The sequence below is a fragment of the Oscillibacter sp. CU971 genome (genome assembly GCF_905219725.1).
In the GTDB taxonomy this organism is placed as follows: domain Bacteria; phylum Bacillota; class Clostridia; order Oscillospirales; family Oscillospiraceae; genus Oscillibacter.
Genome location: NZ_CAJMXG010000049.1, coordinates 1 through 15,910 on the forward strand (window position 1 = coordinate 1; position 15,910 = coordinate 15,910).

The following is a 15,910-nucleotide window of genomic DNA, read 5'->3' on the forward strand; positions in this document are numbered from 1 at the left end:
CCTCCGGGCCGTAGTACACGCGGATTTTCGCCGGGCAGGCGCCGAGGCCCAGGAAGCCGGACTTGGCCCGCTCCAGCACCTCCACGGACACGTCGTCCCGGTCCAGGTTCAGCTGGGCCAGGGCCTTGGAAATGGCCTCGTCCTCGTTTTTGCCCGTGACATCAATATAGTCTCTCATAACGGCTTCCACCTTTACGTTTCGTCATAGCGGTCCGGCTTGTAGGCCCGGCCCCTGGCGTAGGGCCTGTCCCCCACCCGGCCGGCCTCCGTGGTGGAGGCGTCCGCCTTGGCGGCTTTGGCGGCCTTGGCGTCCCGGGCGGCCTTCTGCTTTTCCTTCAGGGTCTGCTTCTGGGTGGCCTGCTGGCGCTGCTGCTCCTGGAGGACCTTGGCCTCCTCCATTTTCCGCTTCNGCTCCGCCTGGCGGGCCTCATAGCGGGCGTTCNCCTCTTCCTCCAGCCTCTTGTTGAAGAATGCGCCCATGAAGTACTCCTGCACGGCGGCAAAGGCGCTCTGGGCAATCCAGTACACGCCCAGGGCCGCGGGCATGGTGAAGGCGATATACACGGAGAACAGGGGCATGAACATCATCATGCGGTTGGCGCTGGCGGCGGAGGGGTCCGTCTGGGGCTGGTGCTTCATGGTGATTTTGGTCATGAGCCACTGGCTGCCGCCGGCGATGATGGGAATGAGGATCAGGCCGATGGCGGCCCAGGTGAAGGTGAAGCCCGTCACCATGCTCCAGGGGTTGGCCGCCATGTCCAGCCCGAAGGAGGTGTAGTTTAAGTTGATCCACCCGGGCACCGACTGCCCCACCTCGGGAAGCTCCGAGGCGATGGTCTTGACCAGGTTGATCTGCCCGTAGGGCAGCAGCTGGGTAATCCCATCCCGGACAATGGCGGCTCCGTCCTTCATCTGCACGATNCTGGCGACGTCCAGCCCGGCGCCGGTCACGGCGTCCACCATCTGCTGCACCACGTCCTGGCTCAGCATCATGAAGTGGTTGATGGGCTGGCGGATGATGGAGTACAGGGCCAGCAGGATGGGGAAGGGGAGCAGGCTCCACAGGCACCCGGACATGGGATTGATCCCCNCCTCGGCGNAGAGCTTCTGCATTTCCTCGGCCTGTTTGGTCTGGTTGTTGGCGTACTTTTTCTGGATCTCCTGCATCCGGCCGGACATGCGGCTCATGCGCATCATGCTCTTCTTGGATTTCATCTGGAAGGGCAGCATGATNAGCTTGATGACCAGCGTAAAGAGGATGATGGCCATGCCGTAGGAGCCCGTCAGGTTATAGAAGAGCCGGACCAGCCACGCGAAGGGGATACAGATATAGTATCCGATGGTTGAAAACATAATTTGTTCCTCTCGTTTTGTTCAGTGGGGAAGCTAGGGCACAGGGTCATAGCCTCCCTTATGAAAGGGGTTGCACCTGAGTATTCTCTTGAACGCGAGCCAGCTCCCCTTCACGGCCCCGTACCGTTCCAAAGCCTCCACGGCGTACTGGGAGCAGGTGGGGATGTAGTTGCAGCACCGGGGGCGGCAGGGGGAGATATTCCGCTGGTAGAACCGCACCAGGGCGATCAAAACCCGCTTCACGGCTTGTCCTCCAGAAGGCCCAGCTTCCGGCTCAGGCGGAGGAAGGTGTCCCCCAGCTCCTTCCACGGGGCGCTCAGCGTCCTGCCCCGGGCCACCAGGATGATNTCCCAGCCCTGGGACAAACGGGGGCTTGCGAGGCGGTAGACCTCCCGCAGGCGGCGGCGGGCCCGGTTGCGCTTCACGGCGTTTCCCAGCTTTACGGAAACGGTAATGCCCAGGCGGTTGTGGCCCAGGCGGTTTTTCCGGCAGTAGAGCACCATGCTCCCCGCCACCGCCGACGCGCCCTTGCGGTACAGCCGGCGGAATTCATGATTTTTTTTCAGCGTCACCGCGGGCTTCACCGTTCATCCCTCCCAGGCCGCAGAACCAGTACAAGGGACGGAGGAATNCGAACAATTNNANCCGNCCCTGTCAGGACTCGTGTTCAAGTGTCTCCTGCTCCTCAATAGGAGAGGCGGGCGCGGCCCTTGGCGCGGCGGCGGGCCAGGACCTTGCGGCCGTTGGCGGTGGCCATGCGCTTGCGGAAGCCGTGGACCTTCTGGCCGTGGAGCTTCTTGGGCTGATAGGTACGTTTCGTTGCCATGCTTAAGACACCTCCTGTCCATATTCCGTCCGCCCCGCTTCACAGCTCCGGGGCGGCGCTTTCCCAACACCGCCCGGCCTTATAAGGNACGNGCGGCGCGGCAGACAAACTCAAGCGCCGATTGACGCATGGGATAGTATACCATACGGGCGCGAAGGGTGTCAATAAAAAATTATGTTGATTTACCGGCCCGGCTGCCTTACAATAAACGTCAGTACAACGATAAGGAACGGACAAGCTATGAACGACTTCAAGCAGCGCTACATATCCGCCCGGAAACGGGTCATCGCCGGGGACCTCCGGCGGCTGAACGACGCCCAGCGCCAGGCCGCCATGGCCACCGAGGGGCCCCTGCTCCTCCTGGCGGGGGCGGGCAGCGGAAAGACCACCGTTTTGATCCAGCGGGTCTACAACCTGCTGACCTATGGCCGGGGCAGCGACTCCGACTTCGTCCCGGAGGACGCGTCGGAGGAGGACCTGGCCTTCCTGGAAGCCTTCCCGGAGGCCCCCTCCCCCCTGGACTTCGACCGGGCCCGGCGGCTGTGCGCCGTGGACCCGCCCCGGCCCTGGGAGATCATCGCCATCACCTTCACCAACAAGGCCGCCGGGGAGCTGAAGGACCGCCTGGCCGCCCGCCTGGGCCCCATGGCAAACGACGTCTGGGCCTCCACCTTCCACTCCGCCTGCGTCCGCATCCTCCGGCGGGACATTGACCGGCTGGGCTTTGCCAAGGACTTCACCATCTACGATACCGACGACTCCCGCCGGGTGGTGAAGGACATTTTGAAGGAGCTGAACCTGGACGACAAGGCCTTCCCGCCCAAAAACGTCCTCTCCGTCATCAGCAGCGCCAAGGACCAATACCTGGGCCCGGAGGAATTCGCCCGGCGGCACAGCGCCGAAACCGACTGGCGCATGGCCCGCATCNCCAAAATCTACGCCGCCTACCAGNAAAAGCTGGACTCCGCCAGCGCCCTGGACTTCGACGACATCATCTTCCACACTGTNACCCTGCTCCGTCAGGAGCCGGAGGTGCTGGAATACTACCAGAGGAAATTCCGCTACGTGCTGGTGGACGAGTACCAGGACACGAACCACCTCCAGTATCTCCTCACCGGCCTTCTGGCGGGGGGGCGCCGGAACCTCTGCGTGGTAGGCGACGACGACCAGTCCATCTACCGCTTCCGGGGGGCCAACATCGAGAACATCCTGAATTTTGAGAAGCAGTATGACAACGCCCGGACCATCCGGCTGGAACAGAATTACCGCTCCACCCAGAACATCCTGGACGCGGCCAACGCCGTCATCCGGCACAACGCGGGCCGGAAGGGGAAGACCCTCTGGACGGAGAACGGCGGCGGGGAGAAAGTCGGCGTCCGCACGGTGCTCAACGAGCAGGACGAGGCGGCCTTTGTGACGGGGGACATCCTCTCGGCGGTGGGCCGGGGGGCCCGCTTCCGGGACGCCGCCGTGCTCTATCGGATGAACGCCCAGTCCAACGCCCTGGAATACGCCATGAAGCGCAGCGGCGTGCCCTACAAGGTTGNGGGGGGCATGAAGTTCTTCGACCGGGCGGAGGTAAAGGACATGCTGGCCTACCTGTGCGTTTTGAACAACCCCCTGGACGACCTCCGGCTCCGGCGGATCATCAACAGNCCCGCCCGGGNCATCGGCGGCACCACCATGGACAAGGTGGCGGCGCTGGCGGAGCAGCAGGGGGCGTCCCTGTACGAAATCTGCCGCAACGCGGACCTCTTCCCGGAGCTGAAAACCCCGGCGAAGAAGCTGCTTCAGTTCGCGGACCTCATCGACGGCCTCCGGAAGGCCGGGGGAAGCCTGGCNCTGCCGGAGTTTTACGACGCGGTGTGCGAGCAGACCGGCTATACCCAGGCCCTGAAGGATAAAAACGACATGGAGAGCCGGGGCCGCCTGGAAAACGTCCAGGAGCTGAAGTCCAACATCCTGGGCTTCCTGGACCGCCAGCCGGAGGACGCCACCCTTTCGGGCTTTTTGAACGAAATCGCCCTGTACACGGATCTGGATTCCCTGGAGGGAAGCGACGACTGCGTGACCCTGATGACCATCCACGCCGCCAAGGGCCTGGAGTTCCCCCTGGTCTACGTGGTGGGCATGGAGGAGGGGGTCTTCCCCGGCAGCTCCGCCCAGTATGAGGAGGACGAGCTGGAGGAGGAGCGCCGCCTGTGCTNCGTGGCCATGACCCNGGCCAAGGAGCGGCTGACTCTGACCCACGCCCGCCAGCGGATGCTCTACGGCAAGACGGCCAGCAACCGGGTTTCCCGCTTTTTGGAGGAGGCGCCGGAGGAGAACCTGAACTGGGAGGGCCGGGACCTCCGGCCCGGCGGAACCTTCGGCTCCTCCTACGGAAGCGGCTTCTACGGCGGCGGGGAAGGCTCCGAAGGGGCCGGGCGGCCCGTTTACGCCCGGCCCGCCCGGCCTTCTTACCAGGAGGCCCGCCGCACCGCCGTCAGCCAGACGGCGGCCCCCTCCATAGCCCTAAGCAAGGGGGATCGGATTGAGCACGGCGTCTTCGGCAAAGGGACGGTGCTGTCCGTCCAGCCCATGGGGGGCGACGCCCTGGTCCAGGTGGACTTCGAGGGCGCGGGCCAGAAAAAGCNGATGCTCAAAGCGGCGGCAAAGCACCTGAAAAAACTGGATTCCTAAAGGAAGCGCCGGAGGATTTTCCTCCGGCGCTTTGACGCTTAGCAGGTACAGCCCCCGCAGGGGATAAGCTTGATGCACTCCGCGCTGATCTGGGGCGGGATGCTCATGGTCATCGCGCCGCTGTATTCGATGCAGACGCACTGGCCCGGGCGGAAGCAGCAGGCGTTGTTGGTATGGACCACCACCTCCTGGCAGCCGCAAAGGTCGCAGACCAGCAGATCGCAGCAGTTCACCCGCAGGATGCGGGCCTTCATAATCACGGGCTCCCGGCATTCCGCGGCCTGGGCGCACTCATTGCAGACAGGTTCCATAAGAGGACCTCCTTATTCATAGGATGTACTCCATCCTATGCGCGGGGCCCCTCAAAGGTCCCGGAAGCGCTCCTGGAACCGCTTTTGGGCAANGGCGTCCACCTCCTCCCGGAGGGCCTGATAGGCGGCAAGCCAAGCCTCCGCCTCCTCCGTCAGCGCCGCGCCGCCGCCGTGGCGGCCTCCGATGGTGGAATCCAGCAGCTTATGGCCCAGGGCCTCCTCGGCGGTGCGGACGATGCGCCACGCCTTGGAGTAGGCCATACCCATGGACCCCGCCGCCGCCCGGAGGGAGCGCTTCTCCCGGACCTCCTCCAAAAGTGCCGCCACGCCGGGGCCGAAGCGCCGCTGGCCCTCTCCGTCCAAAAGGCGGAGGGTGACGGCGAGGCGCAGGTCAGGACTGTGATTCATGGGATATACTCCTTTCGCTCCACCAGCTGGGGCTCGCCGTCCCAGAACTCCCAAAGCTCGGTAAAATAGGAGACGGTGCCATCCCCATTGCCCTCATAGACCGGGACCTCCCGGCTGGCCAGGACCAGGTCTGCCTCAATGCTCCACTCGGCGGGCCGGGGGCGGAGGAAATCTCCCTCCCTGGGGAGCCAGACTTCCCGTGCGCCCTCCCGCTCTACGTCCAGATAGCCGGAATCGGGCTGGAAGTCCCGGACCAGCCGTTCCACCCGGTGCAAATACAGGCTTCCGTTCCCGTCAGGCCAGTAGTACTCCGTAACCCACTGGGACCCTGCGGAGCCGGATTTATATTCGGCGGTGGTTTCCCCGCTTTCCGGATGGGCCTCCGCCCCCTGGAGGATGCAGGCGAATTGATACTGCCCCGCCTCCCGGTCCCAGGTCCAATAGTAATAGGGGATCATGTTGTTGCACCGCCCGGCGAAGAGGCCGAAGTCTGTATCCCCGTCAAAGTTCAGGTCCAGCTCGTCCATGCAGTCTTCCGTGCTCCAGCAGTCGGTGTAGTCGCTGTCCTCAACCCCTTCGCTTACAATGCCCTCCCGGGCCTGGACAGTCTGGATAAGCGCGTCCCCGTCGTACACCCGCACCTCCCGGACGCCATAGCTGTATTCGTCGGCCCGCCGGCCGAAGGCCTCCAGCCGCAAGGTCCGCCCGTCCGCCAGGGGCGCGTCCAGGGTCAAAAGGACGTGGCCTTCCGTCTCCTCCCCGGGGTCCTCCAGGGCTTCCTCCTCCGGCGCGGCGGCCTCCGGGGCTTCCGGGACCGGCGGGGCCTCCTCCGTCTCCGCCGGGGCGGCGCAGGCGGAGAGCAGCAGCAGGGCCAGCAGTAAAATCAGTACACGGCGCATATCCCACGATTCCTTCCAATCCAGATTTGATAGACCCAATATAACAGGTTTTCCCGCCAAAGTGGTAACAAAAAGGTGACAGTTTTCCGTCCTCCCCGTCCTGGGCTGGAAATCAAACCCAGCTTGACATCCCGCTTTCCCGGCGGTATCATGGTATACAGGAAAAAATCGGCTGCCGCCCGGCCCGCTCCACGGCGGAGCGCCGCCCCGGAGCGAACCGGGCCCTGCNGGTGAAATTCGTCAGGAGGGTTTTCTTATGGAAAAGAAGGTAAAGAGAATCGGCGTCCTCACCAGCGGCGGCGACGCGCNGGGCATGAANGCGGCGGTGCGGGCGGTGGTCCGGGCCTCCATCGCCCGGGGCATCGGCTGCATTGGCATCCGCCGGGGCTGGAACGGCCTGATCACCAGCGACTTTGTGCCCCTGACCTCCTCCAGCGTCAGCCACATCATTAACAAGGGCGGCACCATGCTCTACACCGCCCGGAGCCTGGAATTCATGGAGGAAGCGGGCCGGGCCAAGGCCCTGGCCACCTGCCGTCTGCTGGGTCTGGACGGAATTGTGGCCATCGGCGGCGACGGCACCTTCCGGGGAGCGCTGGCCATCTCCCGCCAGGCCGCCAAGGACGGCATGGATCTCCGGGTGGTGGGCATCCCCGCCACCATTGACAACGACATCGGGTGCTCCCACTACACCATCGGCTTTGACTCCGCNTGCAATACGNCCATCGAGTGCATCGATAAGCTCCGGGACACCATGCAGTCCCACGAGCGCTGCTCCGTGGTGGAGGTCATGGGCCGCCACGCGGGCTACCTGGCCCTGTACGTGGGCATCTCCGTGGGCGCCACCGCCGTGCTGATCCCCGAGCGGGAGCCGGACTTTGAAAAGGACATCGTGGAGAAGATCCGCCGGGCCCGCCTGGCGGGGACCACCCATTACATGGTGGTGGTGGCCGAGGGCGCGGGCAGCGCCATCGAAATCAGCCAGCGCATCCACGACGAGCTGGGCATCGACCCCCGGGTGACGGTGCTGGGCCACATTCAGCGGGGCGGCTCCCCCACCGCCCGGGACCGGGAGACCGCCAGCCGCATGGGCTATGAGGCAGTGAAGGTCCTGGCCGAGGGCACGGGGAACCAGATCATCGGCATTCAGAACGGCCTCCTGACAGACATAGAGATGGAGGAGGCCCTGGCCATGACCAAGCCCTTCCAGATGGACCGCTATCAGATTCTGGAGGCCCTGACCAACAGCTGCGGCCCGGACTTCTAATCTGTCCCGCGAAAAACCGGCAGGGAAGATACATACAGACTGGGGCCGGGGGCGTTTTGTCCCTGGCCCCGCGACAAATAGGAGGAGTTATGGAAAAAGTCAGACTGGGGCGGACGGAACTGATGGTGACGAAGACGGCCTTCGGCGCCCTGCCCATCCAGCGGATTCCCAAGGCCGACGCGGTGAAGCTGGTCCGCCGGGCCGTAGACGGCGGGATCAACTACTTCGACACCGCCAACATGTATACCGACAGCGAGGAAAAACTGGGCGAGGCCCTGGAGGGCGTGCGGCAGAATGTGGTGATCTCCACCAAGAGCGGCGGGGGGGACAAAAAGACCGTCCTCAGCCACATTGAAAAGAGCCTCCGCTCCCTGCGGACGGACTACATCAACCTCTTCCAGTTCCACAACCCCGCCAAGCTGCCGGATANAAACNACCCCGACGNCCCNTTCGCNGCCGCCTTGGAGATGCAGAAAAAGGGCTATATCCGGCACATCGGCATTACGAATCATCGCCTTGCCGTCGCCCAGGAGGCTATCCGGTCCGGGANCNTCNAGACGCTGCAATTCCCGTTCTGCTACCTCACCACCGAGAAGGAGCTGGGGCTGGTGGAGGACTGCGCCAAGGCGGGCATGGGCTACATCGCCATGAAGGGCCTCTCCGGCGGCCTTCTGAATAACGCCGAGGCCTGCTACGCCTTCATGCAGGAGTACCCCAATGTGGTGCCCATCTGGGGCATCCAGCACGANTGGGAGCTGGACCAGTGGCTGGAGCTGACGGAACGGAACCCCCGCCTCACGCCGGAGCTCCGGGCCGTNATCGAGACGGACCGGAAGGATCTGGCGGGGAGCTTTGGCCGCTCCTGCGGCTACTGCCTCCCCTGCGCCGCCGGGATTGACATTCCCCAGGCGGCCCGGATGTCCGCCCTGCTGCGGCGCTCGCCCTATCAGCCCTACATGTCGGACGCCTGGCACGAGAAGATGCACCAGATTGAAAACTGCGTCCACTGCGGTGCCTGCAAGAGCCGCTGCCCCTACGGGCTGGACACGCCGAACCTGCTGGTCGAGATGCTGAAGGACTACGACGCGTTCTACGCGGAACACCGCAACGACGCCGGAACGAAAAAGCCGGGGTTGAAACGCCCTGGCTTTTTTCATATTCACAGACGGGCGCGGGGGCGGTTTTCCTCCCCCCAAACGCAAAGACCGTCCAGCACCGGCATCAAGGAACGGCCTTTATCGCTGAGGCGGTATTCTACCTTGGGCGGGATTTGGGGGTACTCGTTCCGTAAAATCAGGCCGTCCCGTTCCAGCTCCTTTAGGGCGGCGCTGAGGGTCTTGTGAGAGATGGAGCCGATATAGCGCTTGAGGGCATTGTAGCGAACCACCCCGTATTCCATCAGGCAGTAGAGGATGACCATTTTGTACTTGCCGCTGATGAGGGAGAGGGTGTAGTGGAAGCCGGTGTCCTCAAAGCTGGCGGTTTTAGCGGAATCTTGCGGCACGGGGCGCTCTCCTTTCGGTTAGTATCTAACTTTAATGTGCGTACTTTTCTTCTAACGGGTTTTCTGCTAGAGTAAGTATATCACAGATTTGGAGGTTTTCCCATGAGCAAAAAAATTTTAATTCTCAACGGCAGTCCCCGGGCCAAGGGAAATACCAAGGCGCTGATCGAGGCGTTTGAAAAAGGCGCGGCCGGGCACCATGTGGAGCGCTTTGACCTGCAAGCCATGAACATCCACGGCTGCCTCGGCTGCTGCGGCGGCGGGAAGGACCCCGCCAGCCCCTGCGTGCAAAAGGACGACATGGAAAAGATTTACCCTGCCTACCGGGAGGCGGACGTGGTGGTCCTTGCCTCTCCCATGTACTATTGGAATATCACCGGGCAGCTCAAATGTGCCTTTGACCGCCTCTTCGCCGTGGCGGAGCTGGACCCGAACTATGCCAANCCGAAAAAGGACTGCGTGCTGCTGATGGCAGCGGAGGGAGAGGACGAGGNCAANTTCGCCNNCGTCCGGGCGCTNTACGAGGNTCTGACGNCTCACATGGGCTGGCGGGACCTGGGCGCCGTCTACGCCGGAGGAAATTTTGAGGCGGGGGCGATTCATGGCCATCCCGAACAGCTTCGGCAGGCGGAGTCGCTGGGCAAGTCTATCTGACAAAACGGATACAGCCGCAAAAAGGTCCCATGCCCTATCTGGCACGGGACCTTTTTCGCTTACTTTTTCAGCTGCTTCTGGAGCCAGTCCTTCCCGTCCACAAACCGGGAGACGATGAAGCAGGTCACATAGTCGCCCGCGGCGTTGATCATCGTCGCCGGGGGGTCCACCAGGTTGCCGATGACCACCAGGATGGGGAAGGCAATCTCCATCTGGGCGGGGAAGAAGATGGAGCAGATGATGTACTCGCCGATGTACCCGCCGCCGGGGACGCCGCTCATGCCCACGGAGCTGAGCACCGCCACCAGCACCACGGGAACCAGCATCCCAAGGGACAGCTTCTGGCCGAAGACCCCCAGCACAAAGGNGATTNTCAGCACGCAGGANAAGCAGGACCCGTCCATGTGCATGGTGGCCCCCAGGGGCAGCACCATGTCCGCCACGTCCTTGCGGATGCCGGTGTCCGCGGCCTCNTCCATGTTGGTGGGAATCGTCGCCACGGAGGAGCAGGTGCCCAGAGACACCACGGCGGGTTTCGTGATGTGCCGGAACATGACGCCGATGGCGCCCTTGCCGCCGCCGAACCGGGCGAAGAGGGGCCAGGCGGTGAAGATGTAGACAAAGCACAGGGGATAGTACACCGCCAGGGCCCGGGCGTAGTTCTCCGTAATCTGGGGGCCGTAGGTAGCCACCAGGTCGGCGAAGAAGCCGAAGAAAGCGATGGGGGCATAGCAGGTGATGATTTTCACGAATTTCAGCATCACGCCGGCCAGGTCGTCCAGGAACCGCCCCACGGGGGTCTCCCTGCCGCCGTTGAGGTTCACGGCAAAGCCGAAGAGCAGGGAGAACACAATCAGAGGCAGCATGGCCCGGCGGGTCAAAAGGCCGCTGAAATCTCTGGCGGTGAAGAAGTTCACAATCATGTCCGCCAGGGTGGCGTACTCCCCAATCTCCTCTGCGGCCAGGTTCGTCCAGGNGGCGGGCACCGGNGGGAAGACCATCATCAGCACATACATAATGACGGCGGCGATGGCCCCGGTGACCACGAAGGTCCCCACGGTAACGCCCATGATCTTCCCCGCCCGCTTCCGGCTCTCCATGTTCGCCACGGCGCTGGAGATGGAGGCGAAGACCATGGGGACCACCACGCAGAACATCAGGTTGATGAACACGGTGCCAAGGGGCTTGAGGACCGTGGCGCCGGTGCCGGATATGACGCTTCCGTCCCCGTCCACCTGGGCGGGCCAGACCCAGCCCAGAATGGCGCCCAGAATCATGGCCCCCAGCATGACGGCTAAAAAGGCGTAGTTTTTCGCGATGGATTTCTTTTCCATAATGTCCCTCCTGTTTTACTCACACAATGGCNGATACGTCAAATCCTCGNCNGCAACCTCGCCGATGCAGACCACGTTGGTGGGCCCGGTAAGGCAGAGCTCCGTAATCTGGCTGTGGACCCGCTCCGCGTCCACATACAGCGTCCCGCCGGTCATGTCCGCNCGGACCCGCTGCCCGCTGACCTTTCCCTGAAGGGCCANCACCGCCGCTACGGACCCGGTGCCCGTGCCGCAGGCGTAGGTAAAGTCCTNCACCCCCCGCTCGAAGGTCCGCTCGAAGAAGCGGTCCTCCCCGGTGAGCTCGTAAAAGTTCACATTGGCCCCCTTGGGGAACGCGGGATTCCAGCGGATTTTCCGGCCCAGCTCCCGAAGCTCGTTCTCATCGGCGTTTTGCAGGTTGTGGTACGGGACCACCGCGTGGGGCAGTCCCGGGTCCCCCAGCTCCACGTAGGAACAGGCGTACCGCACGCCGTCCACCTCCACCGGGCAGTCCAGCTTTATGGTGGCGGGGTCGTTGAGGCGGACCCGGTAGAGCCGGCGGTCGATTCTCCGGCCAAACACCATTCCGGCGGTGGTCTCCACGGCCTGGGCCTCCTTGGCAAGGCCGTTTTCAAAGCCGTAGCGGCAGATGCACCGGGCCCCGTTGCCGCACATCTCCCCCACGCTTCCGTCGGAGTTGAAGAACAGCATCTTGAAGTCGCCGCCCTGGTCCGCCGCCTCCACCACCATCAGCCCGTCGGCCCCGATGGACATGCGCCTGCGGCACAGCGTCCGGGCGATTTGGGGAATGGCCTCCAGGGGCAGGTGCTCTTCCAGGTTGTTGAGGATGATAAAGTCGTTTCCGGCCCCGTTCATCTTCCAGAATTTCATGGGTCCTTCCTCCTTGTCTGCTCTTCATTATAATCGCACTCTCCGCAAATGAACACCNNAGAACGTGCTGGAAACCTTGCAAAAAGTGCGGGATCCATTGGCCCCCGCCGTTGACACGCCCGCTAAAATGTGCTATATCCATATCAGGCGGGAGGGGAACGGCTTGGCCTCCGTACATAGGAGGTGACAGCGTGACGGTTCTGGAAACTCTGGCGTTGCTGAACCTGCTAGCCGTTNTGATCTTTGGCGTTATTAACNTANCGAAAAAGAAATAACCGGCCCCCCGCATAGGAAACCGGCATTTCTACAGATTTTAAATCTTGTGAGGAAGAGCCGGACCTGTGTGCTCAGGTTGCCNCTCTTGCCTTGATTATACCAGCCCCTTCCCGGGCTGTCAACCATAAATCCCGGAAAGGAGGCCCCGCCATGCCCCGTAAGAACGCCCGGAACACCAAGGGCCGCATCATCGCCGCCGCCTGGAAGCTCTTTTACGAGCAGGGCTATGAGGACACCACCATCGAGGACATCGTCTTTGAGTCCGAGACCTCTAAGGGCTCCTTTTACCATTACTTCGACGGCAAGGACGCTTTGCTCGGCACCCTCTCCAACGTCTTCGACGAGAAGTATGAGGCGCTGCGCCCCGCCCTCTCGCCGGAGCAGGACGCCATCGAGAAGCTGGTATTCCTGAACCACGAGCTCTTCGCCATGATTGACGGGGGCATCTCCCTGGACCTGCTGGCCCGGCTTCTCTCCACCCAGCTCCTCACCCGGGGGGAAAAGCACCTGCTGGACCGGAACCGGACCTATTTCAAGCTCCTGCGGAGCATCATCGCCGAGGGCCAGCGGGCGGGCCAGCTGCGGGCGGACCGGACCGTGAACGAAATCGTGAAGGCCTACGCCCTCTGGGAGCGGGCGCTGCTGTATGACTGGTGCCTCTGCGGCGGGGAGTACTCCCTGGTGGCCTATACGGACGCCATGACCCCCACGTTCCTGGAGAGCTGGCGGGGCTGAATCTGCATATGTCGAATATTTTTCCTAAAAACAGTACGGCTGAAAAGGCCTGCTGTTCCGCCATTTTGTAGAAAGGCCACAGAACGAGGTGTAGACTGCATTCTATACCTCGTTCTGTCTTTCATTCTAGTGAAAAGTATGCTATGATAGCACCCACTGAACGGAAAAGGAGAGAGATTTCATGTCTACCGCACAAATCTGCATCATGGGTACGATTATTCTGTACCTCTGCTTCGTCATCTTCACCGGGGTGATGATTGGCCGCCGCTCCAAGAAAAGCGCCGAGGGCTTCTACCTGGGCGGCCGGGGCATCGGCCCCCTGGTCACCGCCATGAGCGCCGAGGCCTCCGACATGAGCAGTTATCTGCTCATGGGCATTCCGGGCCTTGCGTACCTCTCCGGCGTGGCGGACGCCAGCTGGACCGCCATCGGCCTGGCTGTTGGCACCTACCTGAACTTCCTGCTGGTTGCCAAAAAGCTCCGCCGCTACAGCGTGAAGCTGGACGCCATCACCATCCCCAGCTTCGTCTCCAAGCNCTATGGGGAGAAAAAGCCCGTTATCATGTGCATCTCCGCCCTGATTATTCTGATTTTCTTCGTGCCTTATGTGGCCTCCGGCCTTGCCGCCATCGGCAAGCTNTTCAACAGCTTNTTTGGCTGGGACTACAGGGCGGCGGTGATCATCGGGGCCATCGTCATTATCAGCTATACCTCCATCGGGGGCTTTAACGCCGTGGCCACCATGGACCTGATCCAGTCCGTCATCATGACCTGCGCCCTGGCCGTCATTGTGGTGTTCGGCGTGGTCCAGGCGGGCGGCATGGACGCGGTCATTGCCCACGCCCAGACCCTCCCCGGCTTCTTCAGCTTCACGGAGACTTATAACGCCGCCAGCGGCGCGGCAGAGNNTTACGGCTTCATCCGCATCGTCTCCATGATGGCCTGGGGCCTGGGCTNCTTCGGCATGCCCCACATTTTGGTCCGCTTTATGGCCATCCGGGATGAAAACGAGCTGACCCTCTCCCGCCGCATCGCCGGGACCTGGGTGGTGATTTCCATGGGCGTGGCGGTGTTCATCGGCATCGTGGGCCACGCCGTCTCCGCCGCGGGCCGGGTTCCCTTCCTGGAGGGCAGCGCCACGGAGACCATCATCGTCAAGCTTTCCGACCTGCTGTCCACTTACGGCATCTTCCCTGCCATCGTGGCGGGCTGCATCCTGGCGGGCATCCTGGNCGCCACCATGTCCACGGCGGACAGCCAGCTGCTGGCGGCCTCCTCCGCCTTCTCGGAGAACATCGTCCAGGAGGTCTTCGGCGTGAAGCTGACGGAGAAGCAGACCATGCTGATTGCCCGGCTGACGGTGGTGGTCATCGCCGCCATCNCCCTCTTCCTGGCCTCGGACCCGGACAGCAACGTGTTCCAGATCGTGTCCTTCGCCTGGGCGGNCTTCGGCGCGGCCTTCGGCCCCGCCATCCTCTGCGCCCTCTATTGGAAGCGGAGCAACCGCTTTGGCATCATGGCGGGCCTGGTTNCCGGAGGCGTGATGATCTTCGTGTGGAAGTTCCTGGTGCGCCCCATGGGTGGCGCGCTGGACATCTACGAGCTGCTTCCCGCCTTCGTGGTGGGCCTGGCGGCCATCGTGATTGTGAGCCTCCTGACCCCGGCCCCGGACGCGGGCATCGAAAAGCTCTTCGACGAAGTGAGGGAGAAGTAATTCCGGCGTGAAAGCCGCCCGGGGCACGGTCCCGGGCGGCTTTTTGGATTTTCCCCTTGACAAAACCCGGTTCCCCCCGTACAATAGGGCCTGTTGAACGACGATGAAGGGAAAAAAGACGGGGATGTCCCNCCCTCAGAGAGCCGGCGGATGGTGCAAGCCGGCGGGGGAGCCCCTGTGCATGACTGGTCCCGGAGTCTCCCGCCCGATAAGTAGGGCGGGGCGGTTCNCCCCCGTTACCGGGCTCCAAGGGCCGCGCGTAAGCGGNTGAACAGGGTGGTACCGCGTGGNCCCACGCCCCTGGCCGGTTTGGCTGGGGGCGTTTTTGTTGTTTGAGAAAGGAGAGAGGCCATGAGCGCAGGGTTTGGAATGGGTGGTTTTGCCAGCATGATGTTTACGATTGTCCCGATTTTCATCACGGTGATATTCGTGCTTGTCGTGGGTGGAATAATCCTGACTGTGGTCAGGGGAATCGGGACCTGGAGCAAAAACAACGCCTCCCCCCGGCTGACGGTATCCGCCCAGGTTGTAACCAAGCGGACGCAGGTTTCCCACCACCATCACCAGGACAGCATGAGTCATACCAGTACCGCCTATTACGCCACCTTCCAGGTGGAGAGCGGGGACCGGATGGAGTTCAGCGTCAGCGGGGCCGAGTATGGCATGCTGGCAGAGGGGGACCAGGGAAGCCTGACCTTCCAGGGGACCCGGTATTTGGGGTTTGAGCGGAGTTAAGGTTCTGCCGGGAAAATGGAAATCCCTGAGGGAATGGCCTGACCAGGGGGTCAGGCCCCACAGGGTGGTCTATCGATAGAAAGGCAGTCCCGAAAAAAGGCGGACATCCACCCCCTACCACCAGATTAGCGGCAGCGGAAAGAGAAGAACGGGCCTTTCGACAACCACCAAAACCCCCGCTAAGGCTACGCCGCGGGCTGGAGACTTGCGTACCCGGAGGAAGTACCTCCTGCGCGTCCCCTCGTCCCCCGTCCCCCGCAGGGCGTTACTTCTTTTTCTCTTTTGGACCGTGCACGGCCCGTTTTCTCTTTTTCTTCTGGAAGAAAAAGAGAAAATGGGGGG

The 15,910-nt window shown here is 62.7% G+C and carries 17 protein-coding genes and 1 pseudogene; 7 read left to right on the plus strand and 11 right to left on the minus strand.

Annotated features, from left to right (window positions below):
* The 5 genes from JX325_RS05475 to rpmH all read right to left on the minus strand — a co-directional run.
* On the minus strand, positions 1 to 178 hold a 178-nt coding region (locus JX325_RS05475; RefSeq protein ID WP_204790170.1), incomplete at its 3' end, for a Jag N-terminal domain-containing protein.
* 14 nt (positions 179 to 192) lie between these two features.
* Positions 193 to 1,353, minus strand: coding sequence for a YidC/Oxa1 family membrane protein insertase (locus JX325_RS05480; protein ID WP_204790155.1), 1,161 nt, complete (start codon positions 1,351 to 1,353; stop codon positions 193 to 195).
* 33 nt (positions 1,354 to 1,386) lie between these two features.
* A complete protein-coding gene (gene yidD / locus JX325_RS05485) occupies positions 1,387 to 1,596 on the minus strand; it encodes a membrane protein insertion efficiency factor YidD (RefSeq protein WP_204790156.1) in 210 nt (69 codons plus the stop codon).
* Positions 1,593 to 1,937 (minus strand): ribonuclease P protein component, encoded by a 345-nt coding sequence (gene rnpA, locus JX325_RS05490; RefSeq protein ID WP_204790157.1) that lies wholly within the window; start codon positions 1,935 to 1,937, stop codon positions 1,593 to 1,595. The genes yidD and rnpA overlap by 4 nt, the downstream gene beginning before the upstream one ends.
* 101 nt (positions 1,938 to 2,038) lie before the next feature.
* Positions 2,039 to 2,179, minus strand: a complete 141-nt coding sequence (rpmH, locus tag JX325_RS05495; RefSeq protein WP_021751147.1) for a 50S ribosomal protein L34 — start codon at positions 2,177 to 2,179, stop codon at positions 2,039 to 2,041.
* A gap of 240 nt (positions 2,180 to 2,419) precedes the next feature.
* Between rpmH and JX325_RS05500 the strand changes: the two genes are divergently transcribed.
* On the plus strand, positions 2,420 to 4,861 hold the full coding sequence (locus JX325_RS05500) for an ATP-dependent helicase (protein WP_204790158.1): 2,442 nt from the start codon (positions 2,420 to 2,422) through the stop codon (positions 4,859 to 4,861).
* Positions 4,862 to 4,899: 38 nt separating this feature from the next.
* Here JX325_RS05500 and JX325_RS05505 read toward each other — a convergent pair whose 3' ends face one another.
* The 3 genes from JX325_RS05505 to JX325_RS05515 all read right to left on the minus strand — a co-directional run bounded on the left by JX325_RS05505 (position 4,900) and on the right by JX325_RS05515 (position 6,479).
* Positions 4,900 to 5,172, minus strand: a complete 273-nt coding sequence (locus JX325_RS05505; RefSeq protein ID WP_204790159.1) for a hypothetical protein — start codon at positions 5,170 to 5,172, stop codon at positions 4,900 to 4,902.
* A gap of 51 nt (positions 5,173 to 5,223) precedes the next feature.
* Complete coding sequence (locus JX325_RS05510; RefSeq protein ID WP_204790160.1) at positions 5,224 to 5,580, minus strand: winged helix-turn-helix domain-containing protein; 357 nt, start codon at positions 5,578 to 5,580, stop codon at positions 5,224 to 5,226.
* Positions 5,577 to 6,479: a hypothetical protein gene (locus tag JX325_RS05515; RefSeq protein WP_204790161.1), complete on the minus strand. Its 903-nt coding sequence runs from the start codon at positions 6,477 to 6,479 to the stop codon at positions 5,577 to 5,579. Before JX325_RS05515 ends, JX325_RS05510 begins: the two co-directional genes overlap by 4 nt.
* Before the next feature lie 256 nt (positions 6,480 to 6,735).
* Between JX325_RS05515 and JX325_RS05520 the strand changes: the two genes are divergently transcribed.
* Complete coding sequence (locus tag JX325_RS05520) at positions 6,736 to 7,746, plus strand: ATP-dependent 6-phosphofructokinase (protein ID WP_204790162.1); 1,011 nt, start codon at positions 6,736 to 6,738, stop codon at positions 7,744 to 7,746.
* A 122-nt stretch (positions 7,747 to 7,868) separates the two neighbouring features.
* A pseudogene (locus JX325_RS05525) lies at positions 7,869 to 8,780 on the plus strand (aldo/keto reductase); the annotation flags it as partial.
* A gap of 125 nt (positions 8,781 to 8,905) precedes the next feature.
* On the opposite strand, the gene JX325_RS05530 reads toward JX325_RS05525, so the two are convergent.
* Entirely contained in the window at positions 8,906 to 9,250 is a 345-nt protein-coding gene (locus JX325_RS05530) for a helix-turn-helix domain-containing protein (protein WP_204790163.1), read from the minus strand.
* Positions 9,251 to 9,352: 102 nt separating this feature from the next.
* On the opposite strand from JX325_RS05530, the gene JX325_RS05535 reads away from it, so the two are divergent.
* Entirely contained in the window at positions 9,353 to 9,904 is a 552-nt protein-coding gene (locus JX325_RS05535; protein ID WP_204790164.1) for a flavodoxin family protein, read from the plus strand.
* 59 nt (positions 9,905 to 9,963) lie between these two features.
* On the opposite strand, the gene JX325_RS05540 is transcribed toward JX325_RS05535, so the two are convergent.
* Both JX325_RS05540 and dapF read right to left on the minus strand, forming a co-directional pair.
* Positions 9,964 to 11,238, minus strand: a complete 1,275-nt coding sequence (locus JX325_RS05540; RefSeq protein ID WP_204790165.1) for a dicarboxylate/amino acid:cation symporter — start codon at positions 11,236 to 11,238, stop codon at positions 9,964 to 9,966.
* A 15-nt stretch (positions 11,239 to 11,253) separates the two neighbouring features.
* A complete protein-coding gene (gene dapF, locus JX325_RS05545; protein ID WP_204790166.1) occupies positions 11,254 to 12,108 on the minus strand; it encodes a diaminopimelate epimerase in 855 nt (284 codons plus the stop codon).
* A gap of 426 nt (positions 12,109 to 12,534) precedes the next feature.
* On the opposite strand from dapF, the gene JX325_RS05550 reads away from it, so the two are divergent.
* From JX325_RS05550 to JX325_RS05560, 3 genes are all read left to right on the plus strand, one after another.
* Positions 12,535 to 13,119: a TetR/AcrR family transcriptional regulator gene (locus JX325_RS05550; protein ID WP_204790167.1), complete on the plus strand. Its 585-nt coding sequence runs from the start codon at positions 12,535 to 12,537 to the stop codon at positions 13,117 to 13,119.
* Positions 13,120 to 13,300: 181 nt separating this feature from the next.
* Positions 13,301 to 14,833, plus strand: a complete 1,533-nt coding sequence (locus tag JX325_RS05555; RefSeq protein WP_204790168.1) for a sodium/proline symporter — start codon at positions 13,301 to 13,303, stop codon at positions 14,831 to 14,833.
* A gap of 351 nt (positions 14,834 to 15,184) precedes the next feature.
* The gene (locus JX325_RS05560; RefSeq protein ID WP_204790169.1) at positions 15,185 to 15,568 is read left to right on the plus strand and encodes a DUF2500 domain-containing protein; all 384 of its coding nucleotides are present in this window, start codon (positions 15,185 to 15,187) and stop codon (positions 15,566 to 15,568) included.
* Positions 15,569 to 15,910 lie beyond the last annotated feature (342 nt).

What these genes read in the sequence shown, in the direction of transcription:
- rpmH (WP_021751147.1), bottom strand. Translation starts at nt 2,179, where the DNA reads ATGGCAACGAAACGTACCTATCAGCCCAAGAAGCTCCACGGCCAGAAG.
- JX325_RS05505 (WP_204790159.1), bottom strand. Translation starts at nt 5,172, where the DNA reads ATGGAACCTGTCTGCAATGAGTGCGCCCAGGCCGCGGAATGCCGGGAG.
- JX325_RS05515 (WP_204790161.1), bottom strand. Translation starts at nt 6,479, where the DNA reads ATGCGCCGTGTACTGATTTTACTGCTGGCCCTGCTGCTGCTCTCCGCC.
- JX325_RS05550 (WP_204790167.1), top strand. Translation starts at nt 12,535, where the DNA reads ATGCCCCGTAAGAACGCCCGGAACACCAAGGGCCGCATCATCGCCGCC.
- JX325_RS05560 (WP_204790169.1), top strand. Translation starts at nt 15,185, where the DNA reads ATGAGCGCAGGGTTTGGAATGGGTGGTTTTGCCAGCATGATGTTTACG.